Annotated in this window: 16 protein-coding genes; 14 read left to right on the forward strand and 2 right to left on the reverse strand. The window is 71.2% G+C overall.

Annotated features, from left to right (window positions below; genetic code table 11):
* Positions 1 to 14 precede the first annotated feature (14 nt).
* The 14 genes from OB08_RS03240 to OB08_RS03305 all read left to right on the forward strand — a co-directional run bounded on the left by OB08_RS03240 (position 15) and on the right by OB08_RS03305 (position 16,083).
* Positions 15 to 1,055: an agmatine deiminase family protein gene (locus tag OB08_RS03240; RefSeq protein WP_461472051.1), complete on the forward strand. Its 1,041-nt coding sequence runs from the start codon at positions 15 to 17 to the stop codon at positions 1,053 to 1,055.
* Positions 1,052 to 2,776, forward strand: a complete 1,725-nt coding sequence (locus OB08_RS03245) for an amidase (protein WP_461472053.1) — start codon at positions 1,052 to 1,054, stop codon at positions 2,774 to 2,776. The genes OB08_RS03240 and OB08_RS03245 overlap by 4 nt, the downstream gene beginning before the upstream one ends.
* Before the next feature lie 122 nt (positions 2,777 to 2,898).
* Positions 2,899 to 4,548 carry an MFS transporter gene (locus OB08_RS03250; RefSeq protein ID WP_461472055.1) on the forward strand — a complete coding sequence of 550 codons (1,650 nt, stop codon included), beginning with the start codon at positions 2,899 to 2,901 and terminating at the stop codon, positions 4,546 to 4,548.
* A 156-nt stretch (positions 4,549 to 4,704) separates the two neighbouring features.
* The gene (locus tag OB08_RS03255) at positions 4,705 to 5,067 is read left to right on the forward strand and encodes a PadR family transcriptional regulator (RefSeq protein ID WP_461472057.1); all 363 of its coding nucleotides are present in this window, start codon (positions 4,705 to 4,707) and stop codon (positions 5,065 to 5,067) included.
* A 2-nt stretch (positions 5,068 to 5,069) separates the two neighbouring features.
* A complete protein-coding gene (locus tag OB08_RS03260) occupies positions 5,070 to 5,435 on the forward strand; it encodes a DUF1048 domain-containing protein (RefSeq protein WP_461472059.1) in 366 nt (121 codons plus the stop codon).
* The gene (locus OB08_RS03265; protein WP_461472061.1) at positions 5,435 to 6,229 is read left to right on the forward strand and encodes an ABC transporter ATP-binding protein; all 795 of its coding nucleotides are present in this window, start codon (positions 5,435 to 5,437) and stop codon (positions 6,227 to 6,229) included. The genes OB08_RS03260 and OB08_RS03265 overlap by 1 nt, the downstream gene beginning before the upstream one ends.
* On the forward strand, positions 6,226 to 6,987 hold the full coding sequence (locus OB08_RS03270; RefSeq protein ID WP_461472063.1) for an ABC transporter permease: 762 nt from the start codon (positions 6,226 to 6,228) through the stop codon (positions 6,985 to 6,987). Before OB08_RS03265 ends, OB08_RS03270 begins: the two co-directional genes overlap by 4 nt.
* A 191-nt stretch (positions 6,988 to 7,178) precedes the next feature.
* Complete coding sequence (locus OB08_RS03275) at positions 7,179 to 7,976, forward strand: inositol monophosphatase family protein (RefSeq protein ID WP_461472065.1); 798 nt, start codon at positions 7,179 to 7,181, stop codon at positions 7,974 to 7,976.
* A gap of 163 nt (positions 7,977 to 8,139) precedes the next feature.
* Entirely contained in the window at positions 8,140 to 9,627 is a 1,488-nt protein-coding gene (locus tag OB08_RS03280; protein ID WP_461472067.1) for a pyridoxal phosphate-dependent decarboxylase family protein, read from the forward strand.
* On the forward strand, positions 9,624 to 10,937 hold the full coding sequence (locus OB08_RS03285; protein WP_461472068.1) for a lysine N(6)-hydroxylase/L-ornithine N(5)-oxygenase family protein: 1,314 nt from the start codon (positions 9,624 to 9,626) through the stop codon (positions 10,935 to 10,937). Before OB08_RS03280 ends, OB08_RS03285 begins: the two co-directional genes overlap by 4 nt.
* Positions 10,934 to 11,533: a GNAT family N-acetyltransferase gene (locus OB08_RS03290; protein ID WP_461472070.1), complete on the forward strand. Its 600-nt coding sequence runs from the start codon at positions 10,934 to 10,936 to the stop codon at positions 11,531 to 11,533. Before OB08_RS03285 ends, OB08_RS03290 begins: the two co-directional genes overlap by 4 nt.
* Positions 11,530 to 13,356: an IucA/IucC family protein gene (locus OB08_RS03295; protein WP_461472072.1), complete on the forward strand. Its 1,827-nt coding sequence runs from the start codon at positions 11,530 to 11,532 to the stop codon at positions 13,354 to 13,356. Before OB08_RS03290 ends, OB08_RS03295 begins: the two co-directional genes overlap by 4 nt.
* A 4-nt stretch (positions 13,357 to 13,360) precedes the next feature.
* Complete coding sequence (locus OB08_RS03300) at positions 13,361 to 15,466, forward strand: penicillin acylase family protein (protein WP_461472074.1); 2,106 nt, start codon at positions 13,361 to 13,363, stop codon at positions 15,464 to 15,466.
* A complete protein-coding gene (locus tag OB08_RS03305) occupies positions 15,463 to 16,083 on the forward strand; it encodes a GNAT family N-acetyltransferase (RefSeq protein ID WP_461472076.1) in 621 nt (206 codons plus the stop codon). The genes OB08_RS03300 and OB08_RS03305 overlap by 4 nt, the downstream gene beginning before the upstream one ends.
* A gap of 39 nt (positions 16,084 to 16,122) precedes the next feature.
* Here the strand turns inward: OB08_RS03305 and OB08_RS03310 are convergent, their stop codons facing one another.
* Entirely contained in the window at positions 16,123 to 19,065 is a 2,943-nt protein-coding gene (locus OB08_RS03310; protein ID WP_461472078.1) for a family 43 glycosylhydrolase, read from the reverse strand.
* A 12-nt stretch (positions 19,066 to 19,077) separates the two neighbouring features.
* The coding region (locus OB08_RS03315; RefSeq protein WP_461472080.1) for a hypothetical protein at positions 19,078 to 19,742 on the reverse strand (665 nt) is incomplete at its 5' end.

The following is a 19,742-nucleotide window of genomic DNA, read 5'->3' on the forward strand; positions in this document are numbered from 1 at the left end:
CGAGAGGACGGATCATGGTCTGGCGGATGCCCTCGGAGACCGCACCCCACGAACGCACGTGGATGGCGTTCCCCCGCCCCGGGCAGACACTGGGCGACAGCCCCGGCGAGCAGGAGGAGTGCTACGCCGCGTGGACCGCGACAGCGCACGCCATCGCCGAGTTCGAGCCCGTGACGATGGTCGTCGACCCGCCGGAGCTCGAGCGCGCACGCCGGATGCTGTCCTCCGACGTCGAGATCGTCGAAGCTCCCCTCGACGAGTTCTGGATGCGGGACTTCGGGCCCACCTTCGTCGTCGACGACGAGCGGCCGGGCGTCCTCGGCGCCGTCGACTGGATCTTCAACGGGTGGGGCGCGCCGGACTGGGCCGACTGGGACAAGTCAGCCGAGATCGGCCGGTTCGTCACCGAGCTGGTCGGCGCCGAGCTCGTCAGCTCGATGCTCGTGAACGAGGGCGGCGGCATCCACGTCGACGGCGAGGGCACGGTGCTGCTCACAGAGACGGTGCAGCTCGATCCGCGCCGCAACCCGTACGCCGACCGCGCGCGCGTCGAGGCCGAGCTCGCCCGCACGATCGGCGCCACGCGCGCCATCTGGCTGCCCCGAGGACTCACGCGCGACTACGACGACTTCGGCACGAACGGCCACGTCGACATCGTGGCGACCATCCCGTCGCCGGGGCGCATCCTCCTGCACCACCAGGCCGACCCCGGCCATCCCGACCACGCCGTGAGCCGGGAGCTGCGCTCGCTGCTCGAGGGCGAGACCGACGCCGCCGGCCGCTCGTTCGAGATCGTCGACGTGCCCGCCCCCGCGACGCTCCGCGACCACGAGGGCTACGTGGACTGGAGCTACATCAACCATCTGGTGGTCAACGACGGCGTGATCGCGTGCGGCTTCGGCGAGGACGAAGCGGATGCCGCGGCCCGCAGCATCCTGTCCGACGCCTACCCCGGACGCACGGTCGTGAGCGTCGACGCGCGCCCGATGTTCGCGCGCGGCGGCGGCATCCACTGCATCACCCAGCAGCAGCCCCGCGTGGAGATGTCGCGATGATCGACGTCGTAGAGGCGAGCATCGCCGACCTGCGCGCAGCTCTCGAGAGCGGGCAGACCACGAGCGTCGAGCTCGTGCGCGCCTACCTCGCGCGCATCGACGCCTACGACGGGCCGGACACCGCCACCGCGCTCAACGCCGTGGTGGTGCGCAATCCCGACGCGCTGGCCGAGGCTGAGGCATCCGACTCCCGCCGCGCAGCGGGCGAGACGCTCGGCCCGCTCGACGGAATCCCGTACACGGCCAAGGACAGCTACCTCGTGCGCGGGCTCACCGCCGCCGCGGGAAGTCCCGCGTTCGCCGACCTCGTCGCACAGCGCGACGCGTTCACCATCGAGCGCCTGCGCGGCGCCGGCGCGATCTGCCTCGGTCTCACCAACATGCCGCCCATGGCCAACGGCGGCATGCAGCGCGGCGTCTACGGCCGCGCCGAGAGCCCGTACAACGCCGAGTACCTGACGGCTCCGTTCGCGTCCGGCTCGTCCAACGGCTCCGGCACCGCGACGGCTGCGAGCTTCGCCGCGTTCGGGCTCGGCGAGGAGACGTGGTCGAGCGGTCGCGGTCCCGCGTCGAACAACGGACTGTGCGCCTACACCCCGTCTCGGGGGGTGATCTCGGTGCGCGGCAACTGGCCCCTCGTGCCCACGATGGACGTCGTGGTGCCGCACACCCGCACGATGGCCGATCTGCTCGAGGTGCTCGACGTCGTCGTCGCCGACGATCCGGAGACGCGGGGCGACTTCTGGCGCGTGCAGCCGTGGGTCGAGCTGCCCGCAGCCTCGGAGGTGCGCCCGGACTCGTACGCCGACCTCGGACGCAGCGCCGCCGACCCCCGCAGCACACTCGCCGGACGCCGATTCGGCGTGCCCCGCATGTACATCAACGCCGACCCCGAGGCCGGCACCGGCGACTCTCCCGGAATCGGCGGGCCGACCGGCCAGGCGGTCGAGACGCGCGCATCGGTGATCGCGCTGTGGGAAGCGGCGCGCCGCGACCTCGAGGCCGCGGGCGCGACCGTCGTGGAGGTCGACTTCCCCGTCGTGTCGAACTACGAGGGCGACCGCCCCGGCTCATCGACGATCCTCACGCGCGGCTACGTCTCCCCCGCCTTCCTGCACCGCGAGATCGTCGATCTGTCGGCGTGGGCGTGGGACGACTTCCTAGACGCGAACGGCGACCCCGCGCTCTCGTCGCTGACGCAGGTCGACGGCGCGACGATCTTCCCGCACCCCGAGGGTGCCCTCACCGACCGGTACACCGGCTTCGACGACGACATCGCCGAGTACCCCGCGCACGTGCGCGAGCACCCGGTGGGCGCCATGACCGACATCCCCGAGCTCGAGGCGGGACTCCACGGCCTCGAGCGCACGCGCCGCGAAGACCTCGAGGCATGGATGGACGGCCTGCGGCTCGACGCCGTCGTCTTCCCGGCGGTCGCCGACGTCGGCCCGGCCGACATGGACGTGAACCCCGACTCGGCCGACCTCGGCTGGCGCAACGGCGTCTGGATCGCCAACGGCAACCTCCCGATGCGTCACCTGGGCATCCCGTCGGTGACGGTGCCGATGGGCGTGATGGACGACATCCGGATGCCGGTGGGCCTGACCTTCTGCGGCCGGGCGTACTCGGACTCGGCGCTCCTCGGGCTCGCCGCCGCGTTCGAGGCCACGGGCGAGCGCCGCGTCGCGCCGCCGCTCACACCTCGCCTGCCGGAGGCCTGACGCGCCGGAGCGCCGCTTTCCGTCGCACCGCTGTCGCCCTACGCTGGCGATGTCCGGGTGTCGGCGTCGTCGCGCGCCCGGGCGGGAGGGATTCGCAGACGTTCGACCGGCAGGGGACGCTCATGACCACCGCACCGACCACCAGGGCGGCGGCCTCCCGCGCCTCGTGGGTCCCGCTCATCGGGCTCTTCCTCGCCCAGATCCTCATGTCGTACAACGTCTCGGCGCTGCCGGTGTCGCTCGGCGGCATGGTCGAGACGTTCGGCGTCCCGCCCACCGACGTGAGCACGGCCATCGTCACGTACGGCCTCGTCGTCGCGGCGCTCGTGATGGTCGGCGCGAAGATCGGCCAGCGGGTCGGGTGGGTGATCGTCTTCCGCGTCGTGGTCGCCGTGTTCGCGGCATCCGCCGTGCTCATGATCTTCGCGCCGACCGTGGGCTTCGTGATCCTCGCCCAGGCGCTGGCCGGAGCCTCGGCGGCGATCATCGTGCCGTCGCTCGTCGCGCTCATCGCCGAGAACTATCACGGCCGTCAGCAGGAGACGGCGATCGGCTCGCTGGGCTCGGCCCGCGCCCTGGCCGGGGTGAGCGCGTTCCTCATCGGCGGGACGCTCGCGACGCTCGTCGGCTGGCGCCAGGTGTTCGTCGTCGTCCTCGTGCTCGCGATCGCCGTCTTCGCGCTGAGCTTCCGGCTGCGCGGCGTGCCCGGCAACCGCGCCGTCAAGATCGATCTCGTCGCCGCCGTGCTGATCGGCCTCGGCATCGTCGCGCTGACGCTCGGAGTCAACAACCTCAACAATTGGGGCATCATCGCCGCCCGCGAGGCGGCGCCGTTCGACATCCTCGGCCTCTCCCCCGCCCCGGTGCTGATCGTCGTCGGGCTGGTGCTCGTGCAGCTGTTCTTCCTGTGGACGCGCCGCCGCACCAAGGCCGGCAAGGTGCCCCTCGTGAGCCTCTCGGTGTTCGGCTCGTCCCGCGAGCGTGCGGCCGTCTATGCGATGTTCATCGTCGTCGCGATGGAGGCGGCGCTCAACTTCACGATCCCGCTGTACATCCAGATCGTGCAAGGCCGCACGCCGTTCGACACGTCGCTCGCGATGCTGCCCTTCAACCTGACGGTGTTCTTCGCAGCGATGGTCGTCGTGCGCTTCTACCGCCGTTTCACCCCGCGCGCGATCGGCATGTTCTCGTTCAGCCTCACCACCGTGGCGCTCGTCTGGCTCGCATTCGTCGTGTCGAACAACTGGGAGACGCTGCCGACGATCCTCGGCCTCTTCGTGTTCGGCGTCGGCCAGGGCGCCCTGGTCACACTGGTGTTCAACGTGCTCGTCACCGCGTCGCCCAAGACGCTCGCGGGCGACGTCGGGTCGGTGCGCGGTACGACCCAGAACCTCGCGTCGGCGGTCGGCACGGCGGTCGCCGGCGCGCTGCTGGTCGGGATCCTCAGCGTGAACGTCGTGTCGGCTCTCGCCGAGCACCCCGAGCTCTCCCCCGAACTCGTGTCGCAGATCGACCTCGACAGCGTCAACTTCGTGAGCAACGACCGCCTCGAGGGCGTGCTGCAGGAGCAGACCGACGCGACCGACGCGCAGATCGCCGCCGCGGTCGCCCTGAACGAGGAGGCGCGACTGAGCGCCCTCAAGCTCGGGCTCCTCATCCTCGCCGGGGTGAGCGCCGTCGCCATCGTGCCGGCCAGCCGCCTGCCGCGCTTCCGCCCCGGCGAGATCCCGGAGTCGGTCGCTACCGGCGCGGTCGGGCCGACGAAGGTCTGAGCCGCCTCGGCGGCGCTGGGCCGCGGCATCCGCTCACCGCTCTCCGCTCTCCGACGATCCTCGGGATTCGTCGGTATTCAGTGTTGCTAACTACCGGTACTTAGTGTTACCGTCTACTAGTAGTCAGCAACACAGAGTAGATGGAAGGTGCCGGACATGGGCAACCAGATGACCGAGATGCTCAAGGGCACCCTCGAGGGCATCGTTCTCGCGACCCTGGCCGGTCAGCCGGCCTACGGCTACGAGATCACGGCGCGACTTCGGGACGAGGGCTTCTCGGACCTCGTGGAGGGGACGGTGTATGCGCTCCTCGTCCGCGTCGAGCAGAAGGGCCTGGTGGACGTCGAGAAGGTGCCGTCCGAGAAGGGCCCGCCCCGCAAGGTGTACACGCTGAACGCGCAGGGCCGCGAACAGCTCGAAGAGTTCTGGAGGACGTGGAGCTTCCTCGCAGACCGGATCGAACAGCTCCGCCGCACGACACACCCGGACCAGGCAGTCCAGACCGAAGGAGACCAGTGACCATGGCCGCGAAGTGGATCGAAGCCCTCACCGGCTCGCTCGAGCAGAAGAAGCAGTACAAGCAGGACAAGGCCCGCATCGACGGGCTCCCCGAGCCGTACGCCACGGCGGCGAAGGCGATGCACCGCTACCTCATGTACTACGGCGGCATCACCGACGGCGACACCCTGACGCAGATGTTCACCGACCTCGCCGACCTGTGGGAGCGCGCCTCGATCGACGGCACTCCCGTCGGCGACATCGTCGGCGACGACCCGGTCGAGTTCGCCGAGACGTTCGCCCAGGCGTACGGAGGCACTCAGTGGATCGACAAGGAGCGCGCTCGCCTCACCAAGGCGATCGACGACGCGAAGAAGGAGGAGCAGTGATGACGACCGCAGCCATCGAGGTCCGGGGGCTCGAGAAGTCCTTCCGCGACCTCGGCGTGCTCAAGGGCGTCGACTTCGACGTGGAGCGCGGAAGCATCTTCGCGCTGCTCGGCTCGAACGGCGCCGGCAAGACGACGGTGATCCGCATCCTCTCGACGCTCCTCAAGAGCGACGGGGGCGCGGCATCCGTCCACGGTCACGATGTCGCCGCCGACGCCGCACAGGTCCGCGACGCGATCAGCCTCACGGGGCAGTTCGCGGCCGTCGACGAGATCCTCACCGGGCGCGAGAACCTCGTGCTCGTGGCGAAGCTCCGGCACGTGCCCGACCCGGGCGGCGTCGCCGACGCGCTGCTCTCCCGGTTCTCGCTCACCGACGCCGGAGGGCGCCGCGCGGGCACGTACTCGGGCGGCATGCGCCGGCGTCTCGACATCGCGATGAGCCTCATCGGCGATCCGCCGATCGTGTTCCTCGACGAGCCCACGACGGGTCTCGACCCGCAGGCGCGCATCGAGGTGTGGGATGCCGTGAAGGAGCTCGCCGCGAACGGCACGACCGTGCTGCTCACCACGCAGTACCTCGACGAGGCCGAGCAGCTGGCCGATCGCATCGCGATCCTGCACCAGGGGCGCATCATCGCGAACGGCACGCTCGACGAGCTCAAGCGACTGCTGCCCCCGGCGACGGTCGAGTACGTCGAGAAGCAGCCCACCCTCGAGGAGGTCTTCCTCGCGATCATCGGCGACGACGCCCCCGCGCCCGCGCCGGCCGATACCCCGAAGGAGCCACGATGAACACGCATTTCCTCGGCGACACCGCCGTCCTCACCGGGCGGTCGCTGCGCCACATCCTCCGCAGCCCCGACACGATCATCACGACCGCGGTCACCCCGGTGGCCATCATGATCCTCTTCGTGTTCGTGTTCGGCGGAGCGATCGACACCGGGTCGTACTCGTACATCGACTACATGCTCCCGGGCATCCTGCTGATCACGATCGCGTCCGGCATCGCCTACACGGCGTACCGGCTCTTCATGGACATGCAGGGCGGCATCTTCGAGCGGTTCCAGTCGATGCCGATCGCGCGGTCGAGCGCCCTGTGGGCGCACGTGCTCACGTCGCTCGTGGCCAACGTCATCTCGCTGGTCATCGTGATCGGGGTCGGGTTCGCGCTCGGCTTCCGCACCGGCGCGGGCGTGCTCGGATGGCTGGCCGTGCTCGGCATCCTGGTGCTCTTCACCCTGGCGCTGACGTGGCTGGCGGTCGTCGCGGGCCTGTCGGCCAAGACGGTGGACGGAGCGAGCGCGTTCTCGTACCCGCTCATCTTCCTGCCGTTCCTCAGCTCGGCCTTCGTGCCCACCGACACGATGCCCGCGCCGGTCGCCTGGTTCGCCGAGAACCAGCCGGTCACGCCGATCATCGAGTCGATCCGCGCGATCTTCGCCGGGCAGCCCGTGGGCGACGAGCTGTGGGTGGCCCTCGCGTGGTGCGTCGGCATCCTCGTCGTCGCGTACTTCTGGGCGATGGCGATCTACCGCCGCAAGATCAGCTGAGCGGATGCCGCGCCAGGCCGGGCCGGACCCTTCACGGGGTGCGGCCCGGCCTTCTGTCATGGGCGCGGCATGCACAGAATCGGAGATTCACGCCGACACTCCGTGCGCGGCGCCCCCGACCGCGGCGAGTCGTGGACATCCTCCGATTCTGTGCGCCGGTGCGGGAGAGCCCTCTCCCGTAGGCTGGCGCCGTGACGCTGACGGACGCCGAGGTCGCCATCGCCGCCGCCCTCGCCGGGGCCGAGGTGGTGCGCCGCGGCTACGGTCGCGAGCACGTGCGGCACGCGAAGAGGGGACTGGACTTCGCGACCGAGACCGACGTCGAGGCCGAGCGGGTGATCCTCGACGTGCTGCGCACCCATCGCGCCAGTGACGCCGTGCGCGGCGAGGAGCTCGGCGAATCGCCGTCGACGGATGCCGCGTCCCGGCGCTGGCTCGTCGATCCGCTGTGCGGCACCCTGAACTTCGCCGCCACGACGCCCCTGGTCGCCGTGAACGTCGCGCTCACGCTCGACGGCCGGGTGACCGCCGCAGCGGTGGCGGACCCCGTCGCCGGGGAGCTCTCGTGGACCGACGGCTCCGGCGCGTTCCGGCGGCGCGAGGGCGCGGACGAGCGCCTCATCCCGCGCGCCGTGTCCGGGCTCGTCGATGTGAACGCCGACGGGCCCGCAGACCGGCCCTTCGTCGGCGGGCAGCTCGTGGCCGATCCGCGCTTCCGCGCGAGGTTCGGGCCGCGGGTGATCTCGTCGACGCTCGCTGTCGCGTGGGTCGCGGACGGCCGCCGCGCGGGCTACGTGTCGGACGGGTCCTTCCGGGACAACCTGCACTACGCGGCGGGCGTCGCCCTGTGCGAGGCTGCGGGCTGCGTCGTCACCGACCTGCGCGGCGACCCGCTCCACACCGGCCCCGGGCTGATCATCGCGGCCGACCGCGCCGTGCACGCCTCGCTCGTCGCGCTCGTCGGCCCGCATCTGGACGGGCTCGCGTGACGTTCGCACCGGAGCCGCCGACAGCGCGCGCGTCTAGGGCGGGAGCTCGCCGCCGACACCCGCCCCTCATTCACCCTCCCGCCGCCGGACTGTTTCGTCCGGATTGACAACCGCTCGCGAACCCGTTTAGTTAGGTAAGCCAAACCTAACGAAAGGTTCCACCTTGCGCGACCTGCTCACGCGTTCCACCGCCGGACTGTACCGCTCCGAGCTCGCCCGCACGTCGACGATCGTCGCCCGCCGGGTGGCCGCCGCCGATCAGCCCTTCTCCGGGGCATCCCGTGCCGAATTGCAGCGCTCCGTCGACGCGGTCGGCCTCGACGGCGCCGGAGTGGGCACATCGGCTGCCATCGACGAGATCGACGAGCTCTTCCTCGAGCACGCGGTGTGGTTCCATCACCCCGCCTATGCCGCGCACCTGAACTGCCCGGTGGCCGTTCCGGCGGTCGCCGCCGAAGCGGTACTGGCCGCCGTGAACACCTCGGTCGACACGTACGACCAGTCCACCGTCGGCACCCTCATGGAGCGTCGGCTCCTGTCGTGGATCACGGCGCGCGCCGGGTTCACCCACGGCGACGGCGTCTTCACCTCGGGCGGCACGCAGTCGAACCTGCACGCGCTCTTCCTCGCCCGCGAGGCTGCGCTCGGCGTTCACGAGGCGCCGCGGCGCGACATCCTCCCCCGCCTCGTGATCTTCGCGACCGCATCGAGCCACTTCAGCGTGGGCAAGTCGGCCCTGCTGCTCGGACTCGCCGACGACGCCGTCATCGCGGTGGACGACGACGGCGACGGGCGCATGGACCCCGTCGCCCTGCGTGGCGCGATCGCAGCCACCCGCGCGGTGGGACGCCTGCCGATGGCGGTCGTCGCGACGGCCGGCACCACCGACCGCGGCGTGATCGACCCCCTCGCCGGCATCGCCGACGCCTGCGACGACGACGGGGTGTGGCTGCACGTGGATGCGGCCTACGGCTGCGGGCTCCTCGTCTCGCCGAGCCGCCGGCACCTGCTCGACGGCATCCAGCGCGCGCGCTCGGTGACGGTGGACTTCCACAAGAGCTTCTTCCAGCCGGTGTCGTCGAGCGCCGTTCTCGTGCGCGAGCCCATCGACCTCGCCGCCGGCGCGTGGTACGCGGATTACCTCAACCCGCTCGAGAACGCCGAGCCGAACCAGGTCGACGCCTCGCTGCAGACCACGCGCCGCTTCGACGCCCTCAAGCTCTGGGTCACGCTGCGGGCGCTCGGCGCCGACCGCGTCGGCGAGCTGTTCGACGCCGTGATCGACCTCGCGGCCGAGACGCACGACGAGGTCGCCTCCGATCCCGAGCTCGAGCTCGTGGGGCGCACACAGCTGAGCACCGTCCTCTTCCGCGTGTGCCCTGCGGGCACCGACGCCGCCACGCAGGACGGGCTCGTCGCGGGCGTGCGCCGGGTCCTCTTCGAGTCGGGCCGTGCCCTCGTGGCGAAGACGGTGATCGACGGGCGACCCTGCCTCAAGCTCACGCTGCTCAACCCCGAGACGACGATCGACGACGTGCGGGCGATCCTGGCGATGGTGAAGGATGCTGCGGCGGCACTGGCCGGCATGTCGGGCGACCTGGAGTCCGACCTGGGCGACGCCGCCTTCGCCGGAGCGGAGGCCTCGGCATGACCGGCCACGTGCACGACGTGGTCGGCGTCGGGATCGGCCCCTTCAACCTGGGTCTCGCGTGCCTCGCGGAGCCGCTCGGTGTCGACGCCGTGTTCCTCGACCGCGCCGAGGGCTTCCGGTGGCACCACGGCATGATGATCGACGGTGCGACGATCCAGGTGCCGTTCCTCGCCGATCTCGTCACCATGGCCGACCCGACGTCGGAGTTCTCGTTCCTGAACTGGCTGAAATCGACCGGCCGGCTGTACCCGTTCTACATCCGCGAGAACGTCTACGCGCTGCGCGCCGAGTACGACGCATACTGCCGCTGGGCGGCCGAGCGCCTCACGAGTCTGCACTGGAACCACGAGGTCGTCGCGGTCGAGCATGACCCCGCCGATGACGTCTACCTCGTGCGCGCCATGCGCACCGACACCGGCGAGGAGCGCGAGGTGCGCGCCCGTCACCTCGTGGTCGGCGTCGGCACGCGCCCCCTCGTGCCGTCGGCCCTGCGCGGGCTGTCGGGGCCGGTCATCCACAGCTCCGACTATGTGCCGTCGCGCGACGCGCTGCGCGCGTCGGACTCGATCACGATCGTCGGCAGCGGGCAGTCCGCGGCCGAGATCTACCGCGACCTGCTCGACGGCATCGGCGACGGCGGGTACCGCCTCGACTGGGTCACGCGGTCGCCCCGGTTCTTCCCGATGGAGTACACCAAGCTCACGCTCGAGATGACCTCGCCCGAGTACACCGACCTCTTCCACGGCCTGCCGCTCGGCATCCGTCATCATCTCGGACGCGAGCAGCGGAGTCTCTACAAGGGCATCTCGGGCGAGCTCATCGACGACATCTACGACACGCTCTACCGGCTGAGCGCGTCCGGCCCGGTGCCGACGACGCTGCTGACCGACACCGAGGTGACCGCCGCCGAGTGGGACGGCGAGCGCTACCGCCTGCGACTGCGGCACGGACAGCTCGACCGCGCATACGAGCGCGAGACGGCATCGCTCGTGCTCGCGACCGGGTATGCGGCGGAGACGCCGCCCTTCCTGTCGGCGATCGCCGACCGCCTCGATTGGGACGCACTCGGACGCCTCGCGGTCGCTCGCGACTACAGCGTCGACGGAGGCCGCGGGCGGGTGTTCGTGCAGAACGGCGAGGAGCACACCCACGGCCTGACCGCGCCCGACCTCGGCTTCGGGGCGTGGCGCAACTCGTCGATCCTGGCGTCGATCGTCGGCCGCGAGGTCTACCCGATCGAGCGGCGGATCGCCTTCCAGCACTTCGGCGTGCCCGACGAGGCCCTCGCCCCGGCGGAGGCCGTGCGATGAGCCTGGTGCACGGCTTCGACGTCGACCTCGTCCCCGCCGACCCCGGCCGCGACGGCGCGACGATCCAGCGCTGGCTGGCCGACCCGCACGGTGCGTTCTGGGGCATGGCGTCGCTCGACGCGGAGGCGGTCACCGCGTACCTCGCCGGGGTGGTGACCCATCCGCACCAGGACGGCTGGCTCGGCCTCGTCGACAGCGCCCCGGCCTTCTACGCCGAGACCTACGATCCGGCGCACGTGCTGCTCCCCGGCATCCACGACCGCGCGTCCGGCGATCTGGGCATGCACGTGCTGATCTCGCCTCCGGCCGGGAGGCCGCGGCACGGCCTCACCGACGCGGTGTTCGCCGCGGTGATGCGGTGGTGCTTCGACGGCCTCGACGCGGCCCGGGTGATCGTCGAACCCGACGTGCGCAACGCGGCCATCCGGCGCAAGAACGTCCGCGCCGGGTTCACCGAGGTCCGCGAGGTGCAGGTCGTCGACGGCGGCCACGCGAAGACAGCCGCCCTGTCCGTCTGCACGCGCGACGACTTCGCCCTCTCCGAGCTCGGCGTGCTCGCACCCTTCACCTCTGCCATCCGAGGAGCCCGCGCATGATCGCGTCCGCCGCCCACTTGACCCCCGACACCCTCGAGCGAGCGCAGCGCCATCTCGTCGCGAAGGCTCTCGCCGAGTTCACCCATGAGCGGATGCTGTCGCCCGTGCCCGCCGGAGACCTGTGGCTCGTCGCCGTGCCGGACGGCGATGATGTGCCCGGCGGCGCCGACGACGTGCCGGACGGCGGCGTCGGCGCCCGCGTCGAGTACACGTTCAGCGCCGAGCGGACGGAGCTCGAGCACTGGATCATCGACGAGCCGAGCCTCGAGCGCCGCATCGACGGTGCGCCGGCACCGCTCGACGCGCAGCAGCTCATCATCGAGCTGCAGCCGCAGCTCGGCCTGTCGGACGCGCTGCTGCCGGTGTACCTCGAAGAGGTGGCATCGACGCTCGCCGCGGCGGCCTTCAAGCTCGCCCACCCCGCCGCCGGCGCCGAGGCGCTGGTCGGCGCGGACTTCCAGGAGATCGAGGCGGCCATGACCGAGGGCCACCCCGGCTTCGTCGCCAACAACGGCCGCATCGGCTTCGGCGTCTCGGACTACGCGGCGTTCGCGCCCGAGGCCGCCCGGCCGTTCCGGCTCGTGTGGGTCGCCGCCCGCCGGTCGCAGTCGCACCTCGCGCTCGGCGCCGGGCTCGACGAGGCGTCGCTCCTGCGCACGGAGCTCGACCCCGAGGAGCAGGCGCGGTTCGGTGAGCGGCTGGAGGCGCTCGACGAGGACCCTGCCGACTTCCATCTGCTGCCCGTCCACCCCTGGCAGTGGGAGAACCGCGTCGCGATCACCTTCGCGCCCGACCTCGCCCGGCGCGACCTCGTGCTGACCGGCGAGAGCGTCTCGGAGTATCGCGCGCAGCAATCGGTGCGCACCATGTTCAACGTCTCGCATCCCGAACGGCACTACGTCAAGACGGCGCTCGCAGTGCAGAACATGGGGTTCCTCCGCGGCCTCTCCCCCGCGTACATGCGGGTGACGCCGGCGATCAACGACTGGGTCGCCGAGCTCGTGGCGGGCGACGCCACCCTTCGCGACGCCGGGTTCCGCGTGCTCCGCGAGCGCGCGTCGATCGGCTACACGGGCGACGCGTACCACCGCACCACCCAGCCGTCGGCGCATCGCAAGATGCTGGCCGCCCTGTGGCGCGAGAGCCCGCTGCCGCTTCTCGGCAGCGACGAGCGGCTCGCGACGATGGCCTCGCTGCTGCACCGGGACGACAGCGGCGCCTCCTACGCGACGGCGCTGATCCGGGCATCCGGAATCGACGCGGGCGACTGGGTGCGCGCGTACCTCCGGGCCTACCTGCGGCCGCTCGTGCACTGCCTGCTCGCCCACGACCTCGCGTTCATGCCGCACGGCGAGAACCTCATCCTCATCCTCGACGGCCACGTGCCGACGGGCGTCTTCATGAAGGACATCGGCGAGGAGGTGGCGCTGCTCGCCGATCGCGCCGTGCCGGAGGAGGTCCGGCGGATCGTGTCGCCGGTCGACGACCAGGAGAAGGCGCTCGCGATCTTCACCGACGTGTTCGACGGGCTGCTCCGCCACCTCGCCGGCATCCTGCACACCGACCGCACGCTCAGCGAAGCGGACTTCTGGCGGCTCGTCGCCGAGACGATCGACGACCACCGGGCGCAGCATCCGTCCCTCGACTCGCTCGTCGACCTGCGCGCCGACACGTTCGCGCACTCGTGCCTCAACCGGCTGCAGCTGCGCAACACGCTGCAGATGGTCGATCTGACCGACCAGTCCGCGTCGCTCATGTACGCGGGCCGTCTCGACAACCCGGTCGCTCGCACCCGCATCCCGGCCGCGCTCGTGGGAGTCTGAGCGGGTGGCAGAGCTCTACCGGGATGCCCACGGGGTCCCCCACCTCCACGCGACCGACGTCGACGACCTCGCCCGGGCGCAGGGCGAGGTGACCGCGCGCGACCGCGGCTGGCAGATCGAGGTCGACCGGCTGCGCGCGTCGGGCCGCCTCGCCGAGCTCGTCGGCGCGTCCGCGGTGTCGTGGGACGTCTTCGCGCGCCGCGCGCGTCTCGACGACACCGCGCGCCGTGCGCTGGAGGGGACGGATGTCGCGACCCGCCGTTTCATCGCGCGCTACGCCGAAGGAGTTCGGCGCGGCATGGCCGCGGCCGGCTCGTCGGCGCCCGAGTTCCGGGCTCTCGACGGGCACTTCGGCGACCGTGTCGTCCTGACCGAGTGGGACGATCACGACCCGCTCGGTGTGCTCCACGTCGCGCACGCGCTGTTCTCGACGTTCCCGCTGATGCTCTGGCGCGCGCACGTCGCGGCGACACTCGGCGACGAGTGGGTCGACGTGTTCGCGGGCTACGGCGACACGATCCCCGATGCGGCCGAGACGCTGCCGACGTCGGGGAGCAATGCGTGGGCGCTGCACGGCTCGCGCACCGCGAGCGGCCTGCCCCTGCTCGCCGGCGACCCGCACCGCATCCTCGAGCTGCCGGGGGTCTACCAGCAGGTGCGTCTCGCGTGCGACGAGTTCGACGTCGTGGGGCTGGCCTTCCCCGGAGTTCCCGGTGTGCCGCACTTCGGCCACACCGGCGACGCGGCGTGGGGCGTGACCAACGCGATGGCGCACTCGGTGGACGTCTTCCGCGAGAGTCTGCGGCCGGTCGGCGACGGGTACGAGGCTCTCGGCGCCGACGGCTGGGAACCGGTCGACGTCGAGCGCAGCGTGGTCCGCGTGCGCGGCGGCGACGATGTCGCGGTCACTGCTCTCGAGACCGCGCGGGGCACCGTGGTCACCGACCTCGTGCCCAGCGACGGCGACGAGCTCGTGGGCTGGAGCGTGCGGATGCCGGCGCGCGTCCGCGGCGATCTCGGCGCCGCGGCGCTCCTCCCCCTGCTCCGAGCCCGCACCGCCGCCGACGTGATCGAGGCCTTCGGCGCATGGGTCGACCCGGTCAACCGCGTGCTCGCGGCCGATGCGCAGGGCGCGGTGCTCTCCGCGACCGTCGGCGCGACGCCCGATCGCCCGGCCGGCGGGCGCCGGCTGCCGCTCGACGCCGCGAGCGCCGCCGCGGCTCCGGAGCGGGGCCCGAGCGAAGCGGTGACCGTGACAGACGTCGCCGTCGACGCGAACGAACGGCCGACCGACCTCCGGATCGATCGGGGCTGGGCCTACCCGGCATCCCACCGCGCCGACCGCATCCGCGACGTGCTCGACGAGACGCGGCCCCGCACGGTCGACGAGTTCGAGCCGGTGTGGGGCGACACGGCAAGCGGCAGCGCGAAGGTGCTGCTCGCGTTCCTGCCGCGGGGAGACCTCGAGCCCGACGCCTCGGCCGCCCGCGACCTCCTGCGCGAGTGGAACGGGCGGATGGATGCCTCGTCCCCCGCCGCCGGCGCCTTCGCGGCCTGGCGGTCGGCGCTGATCCGGCGGGTTGTCGCGCACCCGGCCCTCGCGGCGCTGCACCAGCCGCACCTGTTCGGCGCAGTGTTCGACGCGTGGCTCGATGTGACCACGCAGACCGCGGCCGCGGTCGCTCGCCTGCTCGCGCACCCCGCGCTGCGTGGCGACGCCGAGGAACTCGCGGCGGCCGCGCTGGCGGAGACCGCCGGCGCGCCGGCGTGGGGCGAGACCCACCGGCTGCTGCCGCTCCATGTGCTGAGCGAGGTCACCGGTTTCGACTCGGGCCTCCGCACGTCCCTTTCGGGCGACGGCGACACCGTGCGGTGCACCGGCTCGATTCCCGGTCGCACCGATCGCGTATGGCGCGGATCGGTCGCGCGGTGGGCGTGGGATCTCGCCGACCGCGAGCGCAGCCTCTGGAGCGTGCCGTTCGGCGCCGCGGGCGACCCGGCCTCGCCGCACTTCGCCGACCAGCTCGAGGGATGGGCCGACGCGAGCCCGCACCGGGTCGTGACCGACTGGGCGCGGCTGCGCCGCGATGAGTGGGAGGAGACCCGGTGAGCACCGCCGTGAGCACCGCCGCGAGCACCGCCGTGACCGGCCGCCTCATCACCGGCCCCGCCGGCTCGGTCGTGCACACCGTCGACGACCCGGCGCTCGGCCGCATCGAGATCGCCGTACTCGACCCCGTCGCCGATCTCGACATCGTCCACGCCTGGGTGACCGCACCGGGCACCGCGTTCTGGGGCCTCGCCGACCTGCCGAGGGACGAGCTGCGCGACCTCTACGCGTACGTCGACGGCCTGTCGACGCACCACGCGTTCCTGGTCCGCCGCGACGGCGAGCCGGTCGCGCTGCTGCAGACCTACGAGCCCGAGAACGACCCGCTCGGCGATGCCCATCCCACCGAGGACGGGGATGTCGGCATCCACTTCCTCCTCGCGGGACGCGGAGCGCCCGTCGCCGGCTTCACGACGAGACTCGGCGCCGTGCTCGCCGGCTTCGTCTTCACTCCCCCGAGCGTCCGCCGGATCCTCATCGAGCCCGATGTGCGCAACGAGCGCGCCCTCGCACGCACGCGTCTCTTCGGCTTCGAGCTCGGGCCCGAGGTGCAGCTTCCGGGCAAGGTGGGTCGCCTCGGCGTGCTCACACGGGAGCGGTGGGCGAGCGCACGATGACGGCCCCGGCTGTGGACCGGGGCCGTCATCGTGCTCATCTCAGCCGCAGGAGGCGGCGGCGTACGGCGCCTCCAACGCCACCTCCACCTCTCGGCCGTCGAGCGTCGCGGTGGCCTCCACGTCGGCGTGACCGGCGGCGATCGACGCCTGACGCGTGGTGAACGCGCTGGACGTGGCCCGCTCGGGAGCGAGGGCCGCGACGGACTTGGCCCCGAACGGCGTCGAGATCGAGAGCGCGACCGGCACGCTCTCCTCGTTCCGCACCTGAACCGTGAGGACCGCCTTGCCCAGGACGCAGCGGGTCGCCGCGGTGGCCGACACCTCCAGGGTCGGCTGAGGCTCCGCCAGGGTGCCGAGCCGCGCCATCTGCAGGCTGAGCGCCCGCTCCGGCGCATCGATCTGGTTCTGCGTGCCCACGGCACGCTGCGACACGACCTCGGCATCGGCGAGCAGCTCCTCGAACTCCGCCCACTCCGCCGCAGGGTAGTCGTGCTCGTCGAGGGTCGACGCGTGGTCGACCGCGGCATCCAGGTCGCTCTTGTCGAGCAGCTGGTTCTGCGCCGTGAGCGTGTCGCTGAGCAGGTAATGGTCGAAGTCGACGTGCCCGCCCGCCTGCTGCGTGGCGTAGTTGAACAGGCCGACGCGGTGTCCCATGAAGTGCGTTAGCGTTCCGTCGAGGGTCTGCGGCCCCACCCGACTGCCGAGCTGATTCCACGTCAACCCGTCCAGCGAGTACGAGAACGTGGTCCACAGCTGTCCGGACGGGCTGGCGAAGTCGAGATCCGCTTTCAAATGGACCTCGGCAGCGGTGCCCAGCTGCGCGGTCGTCCCCGGCAGGAACGACTCGATCGCCGATTGGTCGATCGTCGCGGCGAACGGCTGGACGCGATTGACCACGCCGACCGTGTTGACTCCGTTCACCCGCTTCACGGCCACGTACGAGAATCCGCGGTTGTACGCCGCGAGACCGGCGACGTCTCCGTTCTTCATGCCGGAGATGTCGAGCTTCGTCTCGGCCGACTGGCGCGGCCCGAACGTGCGCTGCGAGAGCGTGTTGCGCGCCTCCTCGAGGAACGTCGCCTCGTCGTCGTTCGTCAGCTTGTAGTGGCGGGTGTTTCCCGTGACGACCTTGCCGGTGGTCAGGCGCAGCCAGCCCTCGCGGTCCGTGAGCGACCAGTACCGGTTGTCCGGAGCGTGGTTCCACTCCCACTGCAGCGCGAGACGCGAGCGGTTCGGACCGATCTCATCGGGGTGCGGCTGCTCCGTGGTGATCGGCCGCCCCTTCAAGGACACGTCGTCGACGGTGAAGTCCATGAGATGCGTGTCCGGTGCCGCCTGTGCATTGGCGTTGCTCGTCCATGGCGTCTCGATGAAGATCCGCATGGATGACGGGCTCTGCGCCGCGGGCACGGTGAAGCTCCCGGTGATCGTCGCCCACTGGCCGCGGGTCGCGGTCACGCTCGCGAGGTTCGTGAACGTGCTGGTGCCGTAGCGCGCGGTGATCAGGAACTGCTTGGTCGCCGGACTGTTGGGGTTGTCGTACTTCACCTTTGCCGACACGTCGTACGTGACGTTGTGCTGAACCTTGCCCGACACGTCCTGCGCGGGCCCGGATCCGGTGGTGGTGCGCGCGGTCACCCGCAGCGCGCCCGCGCCGGTCGCAGCATCCGTCGACGGCGACAGCGTCGCGGAATCGTTGACGATCCAGCCGGCCGCGCCGTCCTCGAACCCGGGGTCGGAGAGCAGTTCGACACCGACGAGGGACTCATCCACGTCCGGCGTCGGCGGGATCGTCCACGGCTCATCCATGTAGGCACGATGCGGTGCGTCGTTGTCGAAGTCGTCGGACGCGACGATGCTCTTCTGCCGCTCGTAGAGCTCCTCCTCCGCACTCAGCCGGATCGGCTTCTGGAAGGACCCGCCGACCGGGACGCTCCCGCTGTTGCCGAAGACGGGCCAGCCGTCCGCGCCCCAGTTCGCGGGGATCAGCGCCGGGATGCGGCCGATCGGGAAGGTGTCACGGAAGAAGAACCCGTGCCAGTCGGTTCCACCGTCCGCCGCCTGAACCGGCACGAGGCTCCCCTGCGCCCAGCCGTTGGAGTTGAGCACGCCCTTCGCCTCATAGGGGTTGCTGCCGTCCGTCGTGGCGTAGCGGCCCAGGAGGTGGTCCGAGCGGAAGAGCACGACCTGACGTCCCTGCCCTGAGGGCCACGTGATGATGACGATGTAGTACTTGCCGTCGATGTACTGCACCTGCGCGCCCTCGAAGAGCCCGCCCACGGGAGCACCGGGGTAGTCCGCGGGCCGGATGATCTGCGAGTAGGTCTGAAGCACCTGGGTGAAGTCCGCGCTCAGCCGCACCGCGCTCGTCGAGCCCGAGCCGTAGAAGATGTACGGCGTGCCGTCGAGGTCGAAGAACAGCGAGGGGTCGTGGTACGACCCGGGCAGCTTCACCCGGTCCCACTTGCCGCCGTCGATGTCGTCCGTCGTGTAGAGGTACGAACCGCCCAGGTTGTTGGTGTTGAAGGCGACGTACCACTTGCCGTCGTGGTGGCGGATCGACGAGGCCCACTGCCCCTGCCCGTACGACGTCTGCCCGTTCCGCAGCGAGAACGAGTCGCTGATGTCCGCACGGTCGAAGACGTAGTTGACGATCTCCCAGTTGACCAGGTCGTAGGACTTCATGATCGGCGCACCGGGACTGAGATGCATGGTGGTGCTGATCATGTAGTAGATGTCGCGACCCTCGTCGTTCTCGGCGGCGGGGATCCGCTCGACCGAGACGTCGGGGACGTCTGCGTTGAATAGCGGGACGCTGTAGGTGCCGTCGCCCTTGTCGCTGGACGTGTAGCCCGAATCCGGGTTCCACTCCTCCGCGGCGTGGACGGGAGGGGCGGCGAGCAGGAGGCCCGCGGCGACGATGGCGGCGCTCGCGAGAGCCAGCGGTCTCCGTGCGCGCGTCGCCCGGTCGTGGTGTGCCATGGCCGACCCGCCCTAGAGGGCGGCCTCCCACAGCGTGAGCGTGATCGTCGCGGAGTAGCTCCCCGGCGCGACGTCCTTCGGCGTCTTGAGCGTGAGGTCGGCGTCGGCGTGCCACTCGCCGACCGCGCGGGCCTCGCCCGACTCGAGCGCGAGGGCGAGGAACTCCTCGCCTTCGAGACCGACGTTGTTGGGAGCCTCGTCGAAGATCGTGCCGACCTCGGGTCCCTCGGCGACCTCGCCGTCGTTCTCGGTGAGCAGGCGCGGCGTCCAGCCGAGGTGCTCAGGGCCGAGCTCGGGAACACCCGCTGCCGTGAACGCCGAGGACTGCCCGACGACGTACCAGAACGCCCCGGCAGGGACTTCCTCACGATCGTCGCTCACCGTGACGGTCGGGAGCACGCCGGTGAACTCGCGCAACTCGGGGTCGTCCGAGGTCACCTCCGTGAGCTCCGTGGAATCGACGGCGACGCTCATCGTGAGCGCGCCGACCGGGGGCAGCGCGGCGATGTCGACGTTGACGTCCACTTCGCCGTCCCCGACCTCGTCCGCCATCGCGGCACCGGCGGCGCCGAGCAGCAGCAGTCCTCCTGCAGCCCCCACCGCGCAGCGGGCCAGCATGCCAGTCTTCTTCATGATCTCTCCTTCGGATTCGAGCGGCGTCGGCGCCGCGCGAGAGC

Source organism: Microbacterium sp. HJ5 (assembly GCF_054824025.1).